Genomic DNA, 17305 nt, shown 5'->3' on the forward strand with positions numbered 1-17305 from the left:
ATTGTGGACCCGCGCCGAGGCGGCGCCTGGGAACGACTCGACCTACCGCCGTCCGCCGGCTGAGGCAGCGGAGATCCGCGTCCGGTCCTGTCCGGTCCGACCGGTGAAGTGGTCCATCGTCTGGTTGACGCCGAGGATGTCCATGACCTTGTCGAAGGCGCGGGTCGGCAGCAGCCGGACGCCGGGGACCAGACGGACGAGCGAGGGCATGACCAACTGCTCACGACCGGATTCCACAGCATCGAGGACGCGGACGGACACATCGTTCTCTTCGAGGATCGGGAGCAGGCGGGGGAACTTCGTCTGCACTCCCTTGAACATGCCGGTGTTGATGTAGAAAGGGCAGACGGCGAGCGTATTCACCCGGCTGCCGTCGGCGCGCAGCTCTGCCCGCAGCGATTCGGTGAAGCCGACGGCCGCCCATTTGCTCGCCGAGTAGTCGGTCTGCCTGGCCACTCCGGTCAGGCCTGCGGCACTGGCGATGGTGACCACCGAGCCATGGTCGCGTTCGAGCATCGCCGGCAGGAACGCCTTGGTCGTCCAGTACAGCGCCATCGTGTTGACGTCGTAGACGCGGCGGACCGTGGCCTCGTCCATGTCGAGGAGCTTCTTGCCGGTGACGATGCCGGCGCAGTTGATGAGGATGTCGATCGGTCCGGTCTGCTCGGCAGCGGCGGCGACCTGGTCGGCATCACCGACGTTGATGGCGAAGGATCGGGCTCTCGTCCCAGCGGCCTCCAGTTCGACACGCACCGCCTCTCCGCTGTCGGCGGAGAGATCCCAGATGATGATCTCGGCTGCCCCGCGATTCGCTGCCTCCAGGGCCATGAGCCTGCCGATTCCGCTTCCGGCTCCCGTGATCAGCACCTTGGCGCCGGCGATTTCGGTTCCACGTGTCATTCGTACGCATCCTTGCAGTCGAGTGTCTTTCGGCCTTCGGGTGCGATCACCGACCTGCAGCGACCCACCACATGTTACTCAACAGTACATCAGTGTGTTGTGGGTCACTGCAAGGGGTGTCGAACGAAATCTCGCGGCTCGGTCAGATCAGCTTTCGGAGACGCCCTTCTGGATGAGGTCCATGACCGAGGAATCCGCGAGTGTGGTGACGTCGCCGACCTCGCGCTTCTCCGCCACATCCTTGAGCAGGCGACGCATGATCTTGCCCGACCGGGTCTTCGGCAGGTCGGGCACGAGCATGATCGATCGCGGTGTCGCGATCGGACCGATGGCGGAGCGCACATGGTTCCGCAGTTCTGCGACGACGTCGTCTCCGCCGTCAGCGGCGCTCTCACGGAGGATGACGAAGGCTTCGATCGCCTGTCCCGTCATCTCGTCCTGCGCACCGACCACAGCCGCCTCGGCGACCTTCGGATGGGCGACGAGCGCGGATTCGATCTCCGCGGTCGACATCCGGTGGCCGGAGACGTTGAGGACGTCGTCGACGCGGCCGAGGACCCAGAAGTCCCCGTCCCGGTCGATCTTCGCACCGTCACCGGCGAAGTAGACCTCCGGGTACTGCGACCAGTAGGTCTTCTGGAAGCGCTCCTCGTCTCCCCACAGGGTGCGCAGCATCGACGGCCACGGCTCCTTGACCACGAGATAGCCGCCGTTGCCGGGTTCGACCGAGTTGCCCTCGTCGTCGAAGACGTCGGCGACGATCCCGGGCAGCGGACGCATCGCCGATCCCGGCTTCGTCGCGGTGACTCCGGGCAGCGGGCTGATGAGGATGCTGCCGTTCTCCGTCTGCCACCAGGTGTCGACGACCGGGCACCGGTTCCCGCCGATGTGCTCCCGGTACCACATCCAGGCTTCGGGGTTGATCGGCTCACCGACGCTGCCGAGCAGGCGCAGGCTGTTGAGGTCGAATTTCGCGGGGATGTCGCGTCCCCACTTCATGAACTGTCGGATCGCCGTCGGGGCGCAGTAGAGGATGGAGACCTTGTACTTCTCAACGATCTCCCACCAGCGACCGCGGTGCGGAGTATCCGGAGTGCCTTCGTAGAGCACCGAGGTGGCACCATTGGCCAGCGGCCCGTAGACGATGTACGAGTGGCCGGTCACCCAGCCGATGTCCGCGGCGGTCCAGTAGACGTCGGTCTCGGGTTTGATGTCGAAGACCGCCCAGTGAGTGAACGAGGTGCCGACGAGGTAGCCGCCCGTGGTGTGCAGGATTCCCTTGGGTTTTCCGGTCGTTCCCGAGGAGTACATGATGTAGAGCGGATGCTCGGAGTCGAAGGCTTCGGGTGTGTGCGTCTCCGACTGACGGTCGACGACGTCGTGCCACCACAGATCCCGGTCATCGTTCCAGTCGATGTCCTGGCCGGTGCGGCGGACGACGAGGACATTGCGCACCTCGGGGCAGTCCTCCATCGCCTCGTCGACGACGGATTTGAGCCCTGAGGGTTTGCCCTTGCGGTAGCCGCCGTCGGCGGTGATGACGAACTCGACGCCGCAGTCCTTGACGCGGTCGGCGATCGCCGAGGATGAGAAGCCGCCGAAGATGACGGTGTGCGGGGCGCCGAGGCGGGCGCAGGCGAGCATCGCGAACACCGTTTCGGGGATCATCGGCATGTAGATCGCGACCCGGTCGCCGGTCTTCACCCCGAGCTCGGTGAGCGCGTTCGCGGCCTTCGAGACCTCGCGGAGCAGATCGGCATAGGTGATCGTGCGGGTATCACCGGATTCGCCTTCGAAATAGTAGGCGACACGATCGCCGAGTCCGTTCTCGACGTGCCGGTCGACACAGTTGTAGGCGGCATTGAGCTTCCCGCCGACGAACCATTGGGCAGTGGGTTTGTCCGACCAGTCGAGAACCGTGTCGAAGGGTGTGTCCCAGGTGATCCGCTTGGCCTGCTCCGCCCAGTATCCGAGGCGGTCGGCAGCGGCCTTGTCGTACTCGTCGGCCTTGGCATTCGCCTGCGCCGCAAACTCCTCCGGAGGTGGGAAGATGCGGTCTTCGTGGCTGAGCTCCTCGATCGTCGGACTGTTCGTCATCGTGCACTCCTTTCGCCAGGCACCACCACGATGTGGGGCATGCGTTCGAACTCATCTTCAACCTACTCCAGTTGGTGGGGAATTCAAGGGCGGGACGGGGCGGCAGGCGGCTCGCCCGCAGACGATCGTGCCATGCGCGAATGACCCAGGTTTCGTTCTGCCGGATGCCACAGACTTCGTGTGAATGGCGCAGTCTCTCCGCAAGAACTCCGCAACCGGGCCTATTCTGCGCCGTCGATTCGGTAGCGTGGTCTGCCGGTTACCGACCGGAAACGACGGGCGCAGAAGCCGCAGACGATTCCGCTGTCCGCACCACCGTCGAGACCGTGCCCCGAGACCGAACCCCAGGAGAAGAGGAGTCAATGAGATCACTGATCGTCGTGTGCAGGTGCCGGCAGAAGCCGCCCTCATGATCGCCGGCCCCGCCGTCGATCGCCTGACCGCCGTTCCGGGGCGCGTCCACGATGTGCTGCTGCGTCGGTCGAGTCCACACGCCGATCTGCGCCTGTATCTGTCCGCCGACACCGACGCGCCGCTGCGGCACCTCGAATACTGCTTCGCCGGTGACTTCGACTACGAAGCCGTGCCCGAGCGGCGCCGTCCCCGGTTCAACGTCGCGACGCGGTGGCGTGGTGCAGAGCTTCCCTATGCCGCCGAGGATCTCATCACCCTGCTCAATCAGACGCTCAGTCTGCCCAGTCAAGGTTCGCTCGACCTCGTCACCGTGCTCGACTGGTCCGCGGTGGCGGCCGGACGGATGATCGACAGCGGTCAGGAACGGCAGGCCAGGACTCCCGGCGAACTCATGCTGCGGGCGCGCAGACGGACCACCCACCCTCGGATGGGTGCCCTGGCCATCGGCGCACTCGTTGCGGAGATGGCTCGTGTCATCAGCGACCATCCGGCCTATCGCGACGCCGCCGTCATCATCGGTGGACCGGATTCGCTCGAGGACGAACCGAATCTGCGCACGCAGATCGCGCAGGAGCTGGCGGAGGTGACAGAGAAGGAGCTCGTCATCCTGCGCTGGCCGGTCTGGCAGATCTCCGGCAGCGCCCCGCTCATGAGTTCCTTGGATCGGCGCCTGCACGGGACAGCCATCGTCGTCGACGACGTGTGGACCGACGGGGCCACGATGAGCGCTGTCGGCCAGCTCGCCCGCGCCTCGGGTGCGGACAAGGCGTTCGGGCTCGCGGCCACGATCGCGCACGCGACAGAGCACCGCACATGACCGTGCACTGTTCATCACCGCGATCCGCACATGACCGTGCACTCTGCATGACCGTGCATTCCGCGCGGGCATCGACCGAAACTTCCACCACGAAGCCACAGAAGAAGGACAGAACCAGATGCTGAAGAAGACCCGCCATGCCGTGTTCACGATGGGCTCCGATGCCCCGACGCCCGCTACCCCGGCGAAGCCGGAGACCGCCCCGGCGTCCGCGCCGAGCCCGAAGGAGGAAGCGGTGAACGAGGATAAGAGCAAGGAGGCAGAGACCGCCGACATGAGCACAGACCCCGAAGCCAAAGAGCCTGTAGCCACAGAACCCGAAACAGCAGAAGACAAGACTGTCGAGTCCGAAACCGCGGAATCCGAAACTGCTGAACCAGCACCGACCGGGCCGGTATCGGCCGACCCTGCGCCGGCCGAACCGGTGATCACCGGGCATTGGGACCTCGATCCTTCGCACACCCGGATCGGCTTCTCGACCCGACATGCGATGATCTCCCGGATCCGCGGAGCCTTCAATGAGGTCTCCGGCTGGGCGGACATCGCCGAGGATGTCGCAGACTCGTCCGCGACGGTGATCATGCAGGCCGGAAGCGTCGACACCCGCAATACTGGCCGAGATCAGCACCTGTGCTCGGAGGACTTCTTCAACATCGGAGAGTTCCCCGAGATCTCGTTCGTCTCCTCGGCGATCGACGAAGTCGACGAGAACTCCTACGTCGTGACCGGAGACCTGACGATCAAGGACGTGACGAAGTCCGTGTCCGTTCCGCTCGAACTCCTCGGTATCGACTCCGACCCCTTCGGCAACCTCCGCGCCGGACTCGAGGGTTCGCGGCGGATCGACCGTCGGGACTGGGGGATGGAGTGGAACACCCCGCTCGACTCCGGCGGCGTCCTCGTCGGGGAGAAGATCACCCTGGAATTCGAGATGTCCCTCATCAAGGAGACGAAGACGGCCGCCGAGGCGGAGGAGGACTGACCGACGCGTGCTGAGGAGGACTAGCCGACGCGTTCGTCCTCGTCCGTGGCCTCCGCCTCGATGAGTCGCATGAGTTCGAATCGGGACTTCACTCCGGCCTTGCGGTAGATGTTCGTCAGCCGCAGCTCCACTGTGCGCACGGAGACGAACAGCTCGTGCGCGATGACATGGTTCTTGTGTCCCTTGAGCAGGAGCTGGACGACGGGCAGCTCTTTGTCATCGAGGCGATCGAGCAGGGTCGGTGCCGGTTGGTCATCTGCTGCGCAGAGTTCGTCGAGTCCGAGTTCGGCGAAGATTGCGCCGGCGAGCTCGCGAGTGTCCCTCGCTTCGCCGTCGCGGCCGAGCTCGGTGAGCCTGTTCGCATACGAGAACAGGGTGCGGGCACGCAGATACTCGAACCCCGGCTGCTGCCAGGTCTCGACGAGTTCGGCGAATGCCTGCAGCGATTCTTCGCCGGTGAGGAGGAGGGGGCGTGTGCGCGCGATCGCGTGCTCAGTCCACGCCGTCGGTGCCTTGTCGTAGGCCGCGGTGAGATCGCCGAAGACCTCGAGAGCGCGATCGGTGTGTCCGCTGTAGACGAGCGATTCGATGTAGTCATCGTGGAAGCGCAGGAGGTGAGGACTGCCGTCTGCGGCCGAGGAGTGTCTGACCTGTGCGAAGTGCCGGTTGGCCGCGGCGAAGTCCCGATCGTGCATGGCCAGTTTGGCCTGGACGATCGCGAGCTGATGAGTCGTCACCCGACTGGCCCCGGGAGTGATGCGGCGGCGGGCTGCGCGCACTGTCGCCTTGGCCTCGTCGTGGCGGTTGTCGAGGATCGCGATCATTGCCGAGGTGATGAGGTCCTGGGCGGCGCCGCCGCGCTCCTCGCCGGCGGTGATGAGCTTCTCGAGACGCCGGACTTCGAAGAAGTTGCAGGCTCGCATCTCATTGAGAAGCGTCACCCGGCGGGCGTAGCGCGTGAACAGAGACGGAATGTGCGAGAACTGATCCGAGAGGTTCTTCAGCAGAGGACGAGCGTCTTCATGCCGATCGGCCAAGGCCAGCGCGTGGGAGATGAGCAGCCACGAATATTCCGCCGGGAAACATGCGCGGATGTCCTCGCCGATGGCGTGCAGCTGCGCCGGACCGGGCAGTTCGCGCCCGGCCAGGGCCTCGGTGAACAGCGCGACGACGGAGTCGACGACCCGAGCCTGCAGGGAATCGGCGCCGACGAATGCTCTCATCCGTTCTGCGGTGCGGGTGGCCTTGCGCACTTCCCAGCGCTGCAGCTGACAGGACGTCAGAGTGGCCAGCAGCAGAGCGCATTCGTCCGGTGCGCTCCGACCGTGCAGGGCGAGGATCTCGTCGACGTGCTGGTCGGTGACGGTGCCGAATTGAGAGAAGTCGAGCAGGGCCTGCAGACGGGTGTGCGTCGGGCCTAAGGATTCGTCTCCGACCGGCCCGCGCAGCACACTGAGCAGACGACGGGCCAGCGCGTATTCGCACTTCATGATCAGCGCCTCGGTGAGGGCTTCGAAAGCCGCGGTCGGCAGTTCGTCACCGGCCAGTGTCAGAGCCCTCTCGGTCAGTTCGATCGCGGTCTGGATCCGGCCGGTGTGCACGTGCGTGCGGGCAGCGCAGACGAGGTCCTCGACGAGTCCGTCAGCACCGGAGGTGAAGCTCTCATGCCACGGTCGGTGATGAGCGTGCCGGCCCGTGCACAGCCCCGCGATCTCACCGTGGAGTCGGAGCTGTTCGGCCTCGGGCATCGCATGGTAGACCGCCGAGCGCAGGCGGGCATCGGCGAAGAGCAGTTCGTCGTTGACTCGGTTCAGGGTGCCGAGGTGGACGAGTTCATCGAGTTCGCCCGCATCGGGACCGGCCACGGCCGCTGCGATATCGGAGGGAACGGATCCGGCGCAGGAGACGACGCGCAGGCAGGCCATCTGCCCGGGGGAGAACTCGTCGAGTGCGGCAGCGAGAAGGGAGCACAGCTTCTGTCCCAGCGGCAGCGGGAGGCTCATCGGAGCGGTGCCGTGGAGGACTTCGGAGCGGACGACGCTGAGCATGGATTTCAGAGACATGGGGCTGCCGGCGCTGACACGGGCGACCGTTTCGAGGACCGCGTCCCAGGCCAGCGGGGAGGTCAGCGAACGGCCGAGCCTGATCAGGGACGGCACACCGAGCGGGTCGAGGGGCAGCTGCGGAAAGCTGCTCCACGGCCCATCTGCGGGCAGGGAGCCGGTGGCGAGAACGGTGCGCAGGTTCCGCATCGACCGGCGCCGCAGCAGGTACCCGATCACGTCCTGGCTCAGCGGGTCGAGCAGGTCGGCGTCGTCGATGAACAGCGACATGGGCGGCAGCAGCGTCTCACGCAGAGCGGTGTCAAGGTCCTCGGCCAGGTGGAACGCGGATTCCGGCCCGCCGTCGAACCGCATGAGGCTGTTGAACGAGGTGTCGTTGAGATCGTCGATGATTGACAGGAATGCCGACAGCCCCGAATAGTTCCAGGTCGATTCCGTCGAGCTGACCCGGAAGATCCGTGAGGGAACCGGAGATGCCTCTGCAGCGGCGTTGATCAGCGATGATCGCCCCGAGCCGAATTCGCCTGCCATGACGATGGTGGCGGGGCCGGAGCCGTGAACCACACGCGTCAGCGCGGCGAGTTCGTTGTCGCGGATCATCAGGGTCATTGACTGTCTCACTTCTCGAAGAGCACTGGAATCATCTTGCGGAATCCGCTGTCGATCATTCGACGGCGTAGTGCACCGATGGGAGAGCGCCATTGCCGAGTTCGACGTCTGCAGGGACGTGAGCACGGGGATCCGATGGCGGGAGTCGGAGCTGCCCGCCGTCGGTGCTCAACCGACCGGTGCTGCTTCGTCTGCGGACGGTGGAATTGTCGGTTAAGGGGATGAGAATCCGTATGACGAGAGCCATTGCTGATAGTACGTAATTGTGACTCAGGTGTCATCTGGATATGTTCGATTCCGTGACTTTTTCGTGACATTGCGGAATTTGCGGGATCTGAAACATGATTTCTGCGCAGATCTGCGCTCAACCACCGGACAGAGCCGCACATACGGTCACGACCGCAGCAGCCGACTTTCCCAGGCGACCGACACCGCGAAATCGGAGACCGAATACTCCGATACCGAGCGGTCCGAGACCGAATTCTCAGTCACCGAGGAGGCTGTGCGTCCGCGTCGATCGCAGCCGATGGTCAGCGTCTGCACCCGGGCCAGCGGCAGGGGAGCAGGTCCGACACCGACTCGCAGGCTCGCGGGGTCACGACGCAGCCCCGTTCCGCGCAGCTTGACACCGGCTTCGATGCGCGTCCAGATCATCGTCGCGACCCATCCCGGTCCCGCCTCGGCGAACCTGGCAGCTGCGCGATCGGCAGGGTGGACGAGGGTGAGGAGGTCTCTGCCCTGTTCGTCCGTCTGGGTCTGCTCGATATCGATGCCGATGCGGCCCCGGCTGACGGCGGCTGCGATGCAGCCCGGGGCGCGTGCCAGCGAGGTGAGCAGTATCGGTGTGCCGGGACCGGCCGTGGCCGTGGCGGGGCGGTGCCCGTAGCGGAAATGGGCCTCGGGGCGTGGTCGGTGCAGGTTGATGCGGTCTGCGGGAGCCGCGAACTCCTCCGACAGGAGCGCGAGCAGCAGTCCCGTCGCCCCTGCTCGGTCCGTGGGGCTCAGCCGGGCGAGACCGAGCCGATCGACCGCCTCGGCGGGACAGACTGCGATCGAGGTGTGGCGGGGGAGCCTCGGGTGCGTCCACCGGAACCGCTCGAGGTCCCGGGAGGTGCTGCTCCTCATGAGGAGCGTGTCACTGAGGGTCCTGCGGCTGAGCTCAGGCCGAGCATCTTTGCCGCGCTCCGGGCGATGGCGGTCATGACCGCCTCGAGAGGTCCGCGCTTGAAGAACATCCGCCACAGGCAGGCGAAGCCGAACGCGGCGAGGGACTGGATGAAGAAGAGCCGAACCTCGCCGACGTCGTCGGGAGCGACGGTGATGATGAGCAGATGAGTGGTGTAGAGGGTCATCGGCATCCGTCCCATGTCGACGAGTGGCCGCAGCAGGTTGCTGCCACGGGCGAGGAGGATGAGCAGGCCGATGGTGACCAGGGAGAACCCGGCCCCGATGATGAGAGCGAAGCTCGTATTGGTGTGGGGACCGCCGACGAGCAGCCAGCCGGGTGCTGCGGTGGGCAGAGGGCCGGTGGGTCCGAAGACGATGAAGTCGTCGACGGCGTCCGGCCCGGAACCGGGAAGCGACCGCTGCACCGAGGCATAGCCGTCGAAGCGGTTGACCAGCAGCTTCGTCACTGCGGTGGCGATGAGCACGGCGAAGGCGCCGATGACGATGATGAGCATCCTCGGGGTGGTGAAATGCAGCTGCAGGCGGCCGATTCCCATCCCGAGGCACACGAGTGCGAACCACGTGAGGACCGGGTAGGTCCCGGTGACCAGGAGGGTGGCTGTCACGCCGAGGGGGTCGGTGAGGGCGGTGTCGAAAGTGGCCGCCGGATGCCTGTGGAGTCCCTCGACCTGTTGGTGGAGCAGATAGCGGGTGACCGGCATTGTGACGACCAGGACCGTCCCGGTCACCAGCAGGGTCCGTGCCCGCAGCGGCAGGAAGGGGATGGCGAGGAGGAACATGATCCCGAAGTACGGCAGGATGTCGAACGCCGCCAGGTTCAGCCGGTTGAGCCCGAAGCCGAGGACGATGAGCAGGAGCCCGCGGACGGCGACATTGACGCGGGACCGGTGCAGCGGTCGACCGGTCACAGGCCGCTCGCCTCCGCTGCCGAAGGCCAACGAGACTCCGGCGAGCACGGCGAAGAGGGCGGCAGCGTTGCCGGCGAGGATCTGCCAGACCAGCGTGGGGGAGCCGTCGGAATGTGCGGCCGGCAGCAGGTGCACAGCGAACATGCCGATGAGAGCGAACCCGCGGGCTGCATCGACGCCGACCGACCGCGCACGTCTGCGCCTACGGTCGCGGTCCACGACACGGTTGAGCATCTGGGAGGATGTGCGCAGCCCTCCGCCGGCGACATTGCGCATGGGTTCGGCCGGGTCGGAGGAGATCTCCGAGAGCCATACCTCGGAGCGTCCGGTCCAGATCTCACGGGGACGGCGCGGTCCTGGGGCCGGACGGGAGGCGACCGCCTCGGCGATGTCCGGATTCGGGTGGGTGGTCTCTGTCATGTTGGGTTCTTCTTCGCGGTCGATTCGACAGGGTTGCCCTGCCAGCGGGTGTCTGAGGGGAGTTCTTCGTCGCGCAGAACCAGGGATCCGTCGCCGACAATCGTGCGGGCGCCGATGACGGAGCCGGGCAGGACGAAGCTGTTGACCCCGAGCGTCGACCCGGTTTCGAGGCGGGTGGGGACCAGCGACATCACGCGGTCGTGGAAGAGGTGGGTCTGGATGACGGTGCCGCGGTTGATGCTTGTCCTGGCACCGATGGTGATGAGGTCGAATTCCGGCAGCCACCAGGTCTCGAGCCACACGTGTCGCCCGATCTTCGCACCCATCAGTCGGGCGTACCAGACGACCAGCGGGGACCCGATGCTGATCTTGATGAGGGAAGCCACCGCCAGAGATTCGGCGAAGACGTCGGCGAGCTCATTGCGCCACACGAAGCTGCTGAACAGGGGGCGCTCCTTCTCGGCGAACCTGCCGACGAGCGCCCATTTGGCGGCGACGGCGATGAGCACGGAGACGATCCCGGCGGCCAGCGTCAGCGGGAATGCGGCAAGAACGGCCATGAGGAGGCCCCGCAGCACCGAATCCGTGGCGAACAGCGTCGACATGTAGACGGCGTTGAGGGCGACGACCAGTCCGAGTTCGATCCAGTTCGTGAGGATGAACGGGATGATCCGGCCGCATTCGACGGCCGTGCGCGCCCACATCACGCTCCGCCCCGGACGATAGGTGCGCTCCGCCCCGGCATCGCTGCGGGACCGCGGAATCGCCTGCGCGGTGCCGCCGATCCACGAGCTGCCGACCGGTGCCTTGACGGGGCTCGAGCCGAGCACCGCGACGAGGGAGTCCGGCGGCAGGTCGATGTCGGCACCGACGATGGCCGAGTTGCCGACGAAGGTTCCGCGCCCGACGACTGTGGTGCCGATGTGGATCCAGCCGCGGTAGTGCCGCGGTGCGTTGAGGAGGGCATGGTCGGCGATGAAGGCGCGATCCTGGATCCAGGTCAGATGCGGGATGGTCTCGAGCGTGGAGATCTCCGTGCCCTTCCCGACCCGTGCTCCGAGGCACCGGAGGAAGACCGGTGTGAGCACCGAAGCATAGATCGGATAGGCGGAGACGAGCGTGCGGTCGAGCAGCACCTGAGTCAGCCACACCGCCCATCCGGTCGCCGAGTCCTGCCGGTAGAAGCCGGGCTGGACCCGGTAGGCCAGGGCGCGGACCGTGATGACGATGAGGCTCAGCCACGTCAGCACCGTGAGCACCGCGGTCAGCGGGACCCAGGCGACGAGGATGCCCGCCACGGTGGGGAAGTGGTCGATGCGAATGACCTGCGGCAGCACGATGATGATGCCGGGCACGAACGCGAGCAGCGGCAGCAGGCCGATGAGTGAGAGACCCGCAGATTCGGCGAGGAGCGTCGTGATTCGCGACCAGCGGTGCTCGACGCGGGTCTCGAGCAGCTGCTGTTCGGGCCACGTCTGTCCGGCCGCGCCGAGGTACTGCAGAGGCGAACCGCCCCAGGCCTCATCGGGATGGACGTCGATATCGACGAGGGAGCCGGCGTGGACCTCGCTGCGGCAGCCGACGGTCGTGCCGGGCTGGAGGGCGGCACGGGTGCCGATGCGCGCCGAGCCGCCGATCCTGATCTGACCGACCACGACGACATCACCTTCGACGCGGTAGCCGCGCAGGTCGACGTCCCGTTCGACGACGGCATGGTCGCCGACGCGCGCCATCCCCGAGGTGGGGGCCTGGTTCGCCAGATAGGCCCCGTCTCCGACGGAGTTGCCGAGCAGACGATGAACGAGGACGTTGAGGCGGGTGCCGGCCAGGTGTTCGAGGCGGAGGAAGACGAAGAAGCGATCGGCAGCCCACAGACGCACATGCGTCCAGCCGCCTCGGCGATATTCCCCCGGCCGGAGGCCGAATGTGAGCGTGCGGGCGACGATGACGGCTTGGGCGATCCGCCCGGCGGGGGAGAAGACGAGGACCCAGGCAAGGGCGACGGGGGCGAACGGAACGTGCGGGACCCACGCGGCTTCGAGGAAGAAGTCGAGCGCCCAGACGACGGTGACCGTGGCGATGACGTACCGGACGGCGTTGAGGGCGTAGATGCCGGCGATGAAACCGAGTTGGAAGAGCCGCGGCCCCAGCGGCAGGCGACCGGGCATCGGGTTGCGGGTCGCCGAGGAGCTCAGAGTGCCGATGTAGTCGCTCATCTCGGCCAGGGTGGGGTGGGCGTAGAGCTGGGCGATCGACGCGCTCGGGTGGCTGCGTCGGATCGTCGCGACGAGGCGGGCGACCTGCACGGAGCCGCCGCCGACGGAGAAGAAGTTCGTGTCTGCGTCGATGCCGAGGGGGCCCAGCTGTTCGATCCACAGGTCCTTCAGCCAGCGCTGTTCGGCGGTGAGCGCATCGTCGGAGTCCGCCTCGGCGGGGGTCAGCGGCCATGGCAGTGCTGTGCGATCGACCTTGCCCGAACTCTTCATCGGCAGGGCGCCGAGGACGGTGAGGACGGGGACGACACCGGCCGAGAGCTTCTGTGTCAGCTCCTGACGGGCCGCCTCGAGGTCGATGCTTCCCGGCTGTGTCTCCGTGAGGTAGCCGACGAGGACGTCGGAGCCGCCGGCGGTCTTCTGCACGGCCGCGGCGCCCGCATTGACCCCGGCGATCGCGGCCAGGTACGTGTCGACTTCGCCGAGTTCGAGGCGTTTGCCGCCGAGCTTCACCTGGTCGTCGATGCGGCCTTCGAAGAGGAGGCCGGCCCGGTCGGCGCGGACGAGGTCACCGGTCCGATATGCCCGGTCCCAGCCGAGGGCGGGCAGCGGGGCGTACTTCTCCGCATCTTTGACCGCATCGAGGTAGCGGCCGAGTCCGACTCCGCCGACGACGAGCTCTCCGGATTGGCCCCAGCCGACGGGATGTTCGGTGTCCGGGTCGACGACGGCGAGTTCCCAGCCGTCGATCGGTCGGCCGATGCGCACGACGTCCCCGGGGACGAGCATGGCCGCGCTGACGATCACGGTCGCCTCGGTGGGGCCGTAGGAATTCCAGACTTCCCGCCACGGCTGGTGGAGTCGGGAGATGAGTTCGGCGGGGCAGGCCTCTCCGCCGAAGATGAGCAGGCGGACGTGGGCAAGGGCCTCGGCCGGCCAGAGTGAGGCCAGCGTCGGCACCGTGGACACTGCAGTGATCCGCTGGGCTCTCAGCCAATCGCCGAGGTCGGGTCCCGACCGGACGATGTCGCGGGGTGCGGGGACGAGGACGGCGCCGTTGCGCCAGGCAAGCCACATCTCCTCGCAGGAGGCGTCGAAGGCCACGGACAGTCCGGCCATGACGCGGTCGGCGGGCCCGAGCGGGTCATGGGCGAGGTAGAGGGAGTGTTCGGCGTCGACGAGTGCGGCGGCGGAGCGGTGCGTGATGGCCACGCCCTTGGGCTTGCCCGTCGACCCGGAGGTGAAGATGATCCACGCGTCATCGTCGAGACTCGGAGCGCGCACATCCTCGGGGGAGAGCGGTCCCCGGCGCTCGCCGGTGGGGACGATGCCGAGTCTCTCGCCGATGACGGCGGCGACGTCGGCTTCGGCGAAGACCGTGGCCGCACGCTCTTCGGAATCGTCCCAGTCGACGGGGACGTAGGCTGCTCCGGCGTGGAGGACGCCGAGGATCGCAAGGTAGAGGTCAGCGGTTCCCGAGGGGACGCGGATGCCCACACGTGTTCCGGGGCCGATGCCCAAACGGTGCAGACGAGCGGCGAGATGGGCAGCCTCGGCGGCGAGATCCCGGTAGCTCAGCTGCCGTTCGGCCGCGTCGATGGCGGTGGTCTCGGGGTGGGCGTCGACGGTGCGGTCGAAGATATCGAGGAGAGTGCGCGGGGCGGGTGCGGTCCCGGGGTCGAAGATCGCCATCGAAGGATGATCGCTGTTCAACCCATTGGTGGAACCGTCAAATCTGCGCACCGCTGTCGGACCTCCTGCTGATGTGGGGATGAGGATCGCCGGCCAGAGGGGGATGAGAGTGGCGATCCGCCCGGGGAATGGGGACCATTCCCGGAGGGCAGGAATCAGCGTAGCGGCGGCAGAGGGCGGAAATTCCGCAGTATTACGCCAATAGTCCGCAGGGTGACCGCAAATGTTGTGACTGCGGCCGAAGGGAGGGTGCAGGCTGCGGGCGTGGGGACGCGAAGAAGCCCCGCTTCCCAGTTCTCACTGGGGAAGCGGGGCTTCCATGGTGTGGCTCCGACCGGCGTCGATCCGGTGACCTTTCGATTTTCAGTCGAACGCTCTACCAACTGAGCTACAGAGCCAAGCCGCCGACATACATAAGTATGTCGAGAGAAACAAAGGCTCTTCCGAAGAAGAGCCTTATGCTCCGCGACCCTGACGGGACTCGAACCCGCGACCTCCGCCGTGACAGGGCGGCGCGCTAACCAACTGCGCCACAGGGCCTTGCTGTTGAGATGAAAGACCTTACGATCTTACATCGTACCCCCAACGGGATTCGAACCCGTGTCGCCGCCGTGAAAGGGCGGTGTCCTAGGCCTCTAGACGATGGGGGCCTAGTGTGTCCTCGGATTCTCCGTGGGCAACGTCGTTAAGCTTAGCCCACCCGATTCGCGTAATGCAAAACGAAACAGAGTGTCCTCGGTCACAGGGCGAAAGCGGTGCTTTCGCACGCGTCGCGGGGCCGCCTCGGCGAGGGATTTCAGCCCGCCGGCGGAGGCCCGTCACCGTCTCAGCGGTCGGGTCGACTGCGGCTGGGTCCCTGTGGAGGTACCTGAGGAGGAGCGGCGCGGCGGTTCGCGAGAACCTCGCGCCGCATCTGCACGAAGCCGGCGACCATGACGACGATCCCCACAGCGAAGAACAACGCGCGGCCCCACCCGTCGAGACCATCGAAGAGCAGGTTCGGTGCGGTGAAGATGAAGACTGCGCCGATGAAATACCAGACCGCCGTCTGATTCTGCTTGGGCTTCTCCGTCCGTTCCACCGCTGCTCCTCCTTGCCCTGCCGGCTTGCACTGCGCTGCACGATTGCACAGCCGATGATCTCGGCTTCAGCTTAGGCATGACCGGCGCCGGCCACATCCCCCGTGCGGCGGAGATCTGCGACCGAGGCGAGGAGTTTCACCGATGCAGGCACGGCTAGAGTGAGGGCATGGAGCACCTGAGCAATGACGAGTTCGAAGCGATCCTCGACGAGGCGCTGGATCTTCTGCCCGCCGGGGTGACCGAACGGCTGGACAATGTCGCTCTGTTCGTCGAAGACCGGCCGGAGAACGGCGACCGGCACCTGCTCGGCCTCTATGACGGGACGCCGATCGGCGAGCGGGGGGTCGCCGGCTTCGAGATGCCGGACAACATCTTCATCTACCGTGACAACCTCATCGACTTCGCCGAGGATGTCGATCACCTGCGCGAGGAGCTCGTCATCACCATCGTCCACGAGATCGCTCACTTCTATGGGATCGACGACGATCGACTCCATGAGCTCGGCTGGGGTTAACGCCAGGTTAAGAGCAGTCCCGATCGCACTACCGACACGTCACTTGGCATACCGGTGATTGGCGCCCGCGTCGCCACTTCGCCTATTGTGGTCGGGTACCTATCAGCACCGATACAACAATTCCGTCCGTATCGACGCGAGATCACGGGGACCCTGGAAGGTCCGGGGCAGCAGCGCCCGCCGTGTTCCGCGGAACTGCGGGCAGGAGGCACTACCCCCTTATGACAGTTGCATCCAAAACGACCAGCGCGGCAACCCCGGCCGTGCGAGTGCTCAACCTGGCAGGCATCGATTACAGCCTGCGCAGCTTCGACCACGATCCCGCTACCCGCCGCTACGGCTCGGAGGCCGCCGACAAGCTCGGCGTCAGCTCCGACCAGGTGTTCAAGACCCTGATGATCCAGGTCGACGGAACCCCGGTGACCGCGCTCGTCCCGGTCTCCGGGCAGCTCGATCTCAAGGCACTGGCCTCGGCGCGGGGAGCGAAGAAGGCTCAGCTGGCCGGCGTCGCCGAAACCGAACGTCGCACCGGCTACCCCGTCGGCGGGGTCTCCCCGTTCGGGCAGCGCCACGCCGCCCCCGTCGTCGTCGACCGCACCGCGCTCGAACACTCCTCCGTGTTCGTCTCCGCCGGCCGCCGCGGCCTCGAGATCGAGATCCGGCCCGAGGACCTCGTCATGCTCACGAATGCGCAGGTCGCGAAGATCGCCGCGCTCGACTGAGAGCGCGACTCAGCGCTCAGACGAACCGACTGATCTCAGCCGATTTCAGGGTTCACACCCATTCGACCTCACCGACGCTCGGCTCTGCCCGACCGGCGGTGAGGTCGGCGTACATCGCCACCGCCAGGTCCACCTCGGCGATGGGGACGAGGACATCGAGTCCGACCTCACCGCCGTAGCTGGCCCGCGTCGTCCACCCGCGGTTCCCGGCCGCCCGCTCCAGGGCATTGGCCTGGGCGTAGTCGACGTCCGCGGACACGGGAACCAACTCGTGACGGGTCACGATCCGCGCCCGATCCACCGCCGCCGAGGTGGCCTGACCGTACGCGCGCACGAGCCCGCCCGCACCGAGCAGGGTCCCACCGAAATACCGGGTGACGACCGCGACGACGTAGGTCAGCTCATGCCCGGTGACCACATCGAGGATCGGGGCGCCCGCTGTTCCCGCCGGCTCCCCGTCATCGCTGAAGCGCTGCGTGCGCGAATCCTGGTCGAGGACGAACGCCGAACAATGGTGGCGGGCCTTCGGATGCTCGGCCCGCGCCTCGGCGATGACCGCACGCGCACCGGCCTCGTCGGCGACGGGGGACAGGCGGGCGAGGAAACGGGATTTCCTGATCTCGATCTCGGCTTCGACGGGGCTCTCGATCGTCCGGTAAGACATGCTCGTCACTGTAGTCGAAA

12 protein-coding genes and 3 tRNA genes are annotated in these 17305 nt (G+C 66.4%); 4 read left to right on the forward strand and 11 right to left on the reverse strand.

Annotation, left to right across the window (positions count from 1 at the left end):
• Nucleotides 1-42: 42 nt before the first annotated feature.
• Nucleotides 43-900 carry an SDR family oxidoreductase gene (locus L1F31_RS04080; RefSeq protein WP_265419411.1) on the reverse strand — a complete coding sequence of 286 codons (858 nt, stop codon included), beginning with the start codon at nucleotides 898-900 and terminating at the stop codon, nucleotides 43-45.
• Nucleotides 901-1047: 147 nt separating this feature from the next.
• Nucleotides 1048-2997 (reverse strand): acetate--CoA ligase, encoded by a 1950-nt coding sequence (gene acs / locus L1F31_RS04085; protein WP_265419412.1) that lies wholly within the window; start codon nucleotides 2995-2997, stop codon nucleotides 1048-1050.
• A 388-nt stretch (nucleotides 2998-3385) separates the two neighbouring features.
• On the opposite strand from acs, the gene L1F31_RS04090 reads away from it, so the two are divergent.
• Together L1F31_RS04090 and L1F31_RS18965 are read left to right on the forward strand one after the other, a co-directional pair.
• Nucleotides 3386-4228 carry a phosphoribosyltransferase gene (locus tag L1F31_RS04090; RefSeq protein ID WP_265419413.1) on the forward strand — a complete coding sequence of 281 codons (843 nt, stop codon included), beginning with the start codon at nucleotides 3386-3388 and terminating at the stop codon, nucleotides 4226-4228.
• 118 nt (nucleotides 4229-4346) lie between these two features.
• Nucleotides 4347-5210 (forward strand): YceI family protein, encoded by an 864-nt coding sequence (locus tag L1F31_RS18965; protein ID WP_346732485.1) that lies wholly within the window; start codon nucleotides 4347-4349, stop codon nucleotides 5208-5210.
• 20 nt (nucleotides 5211-5230) lie between these two features.
• Here L1F31_RS18965 and L1F31_RS04100 read toward each other — a convergent pair whose 3' ends face one another.
• The 8 genes from L1F31_RS04100 to L1F31_RS04135 form a co-directional block, all read right to left on the reverse strand.
• Nucleotides 5231-7882 carry a helix-turn-helix transcriptional regulator gene (locus L1F31_RS04100; RefSeq protein WP_265419414.1) on the reverse strand — a complete coding sequence of 884 codons (2652 nt, stop codon included), beginning with the start codon at nucleotides 7880-7882 and terminating at the stop codon, nucleotides 5231-5233.
• 393 nt (nucleotides 7883-8275) lie between these two features.
• Nucleotides 8276-9007 carry a 4'-phosphopantetheinyl transferase family protein gene (locus L1F31_RS04105; protein ID WP_265419415.1) on the reverse strand — a complete coding sequence of 244 codons (732 nt, stop codon included), beginning with the start codon at nucleotides 9005-9007 and terminating at the stop codon, nucleotides 8276-8278.
• Nucleotides 9004-10398 (reverse strand): heparan-alpha-glucosaminide N-acetyltransferase domain-containing protein, encoded by a 1395-nt coding sequence (locus tag L1F31_RS04110; protein WP_265419416.1) that lies wholly within the window; start codon nucleotides 10396-10398, stop codon nucleotides 9004-9006. The genes L1F31_RS04105 and L1F31_RS04110 overlap by 4 nt, the downstream gene beginning before the upstream one ends.
• Nucleotides 10395-14303, reverse strand: a complete 3909-nt coding sequence (locus tag L1F31_RS04115) for a Pls/PosA family non-ribosomal peptide synthetase (protein ID WP_265419417.1) — start codon at nucleotides 14301-14303, stop codon at nucleotides 10395-10397. The genes L1F31_RS04110 and L1F31_RS04115 overlap by 4 nt, the downstream gene beginning before the upstream one ends.
• Before the next feature lie 325 nt (nucleotides 14304-14628).
• A tRNA-Phe gene (locus L1F31_RS04120) sits at nucleotides 14629-14701 on the reverse strand.
• A 68-nt stretch (nucleotides 14702-14769) separates the two neighbouring features.
• A tRNA-Asp gene (locus L1F31_RS04125) sits at nucleotides 14770-14843 on the reverse strand.
• A gap of 37 nt (nucleotides 14844-14880) precedes the next feature.
• Nucleotides 14881-14953, reverse strand: a tRNA-Glu gene (locus L1F31_RS04130).
• Nucleotides 14954-15129: 176 nt separating this feature from the next.
• Nucleotides 15130-15384: a hypothetical protein gene (locus tag L1F31_RS04135; protein ID WP_265419418.1), complete on the reverse strand. Its 255-nt coding sequence runs from the start codon at nucleotides 15382-15384 to the stop codon at nucleotides 15130-15132.
• A 167-nt stretch (nucleotides 15385-15551) separates the two neighbouring features.
• Between L1F31_RS04135 and L1F31_RS04140 the strand changes: the two genes are divergently transcribed.
• Both L1F31_RS04140 and ybaK read left to right on the forward strand, forming a co-directional pair.
• Nucleotides 15552-15899, forward strand: coding sequence for a metallopeptidase family protein (locus L1F31_RS04140; RefSeq protein WP_265419419.1), 348 nt, complete (start codon nucleotides 15552-15554; stop codon nucleotides 15897-15899).
• Nucleotides 15900-16120: 221 nt separating this feature from the next.
• Nucleotides 16121-16621: a Cys-tRNA(Pro) deacylase gene (ybaK, locus tag L1F31_RS04145; protein WP_265419420.1), complete on the forward strand. Its 501-nt coding sequence runs from the start codon at nucleotides 16121-16123 to the stop codon at nucleotides 16619-16621.
• Between the two features lie 52 nt (nucleotides 16622-16673).
• Here the strand turns inward: ybaK and L1F31_RS04150 are convergent, their stop codons facing one another.
• The gene (locus L1F31_RS04150) at nucleotides 16674-17285 is read right to left on the reverse strand and encodes a YigZ family protein (protein WP_265419421.1); all 612 of its coding nucleotides are present in this window, start codon (nucleotides 17283-17285) and stop codon (nucleotides 16674-16676) included.
• Nucleotides 17286-17305: the final 20 nt, after the last annotated feature.

This window comes from Brevibacterium spongiae (assembly GCF_026168515.1).
Lineage (GTDB): Bacteria > Actinomycetota > Actinomycetes > Actinomycetales > Brevibacteriaceae > Brevibacterium > Brevibacterium spongiae.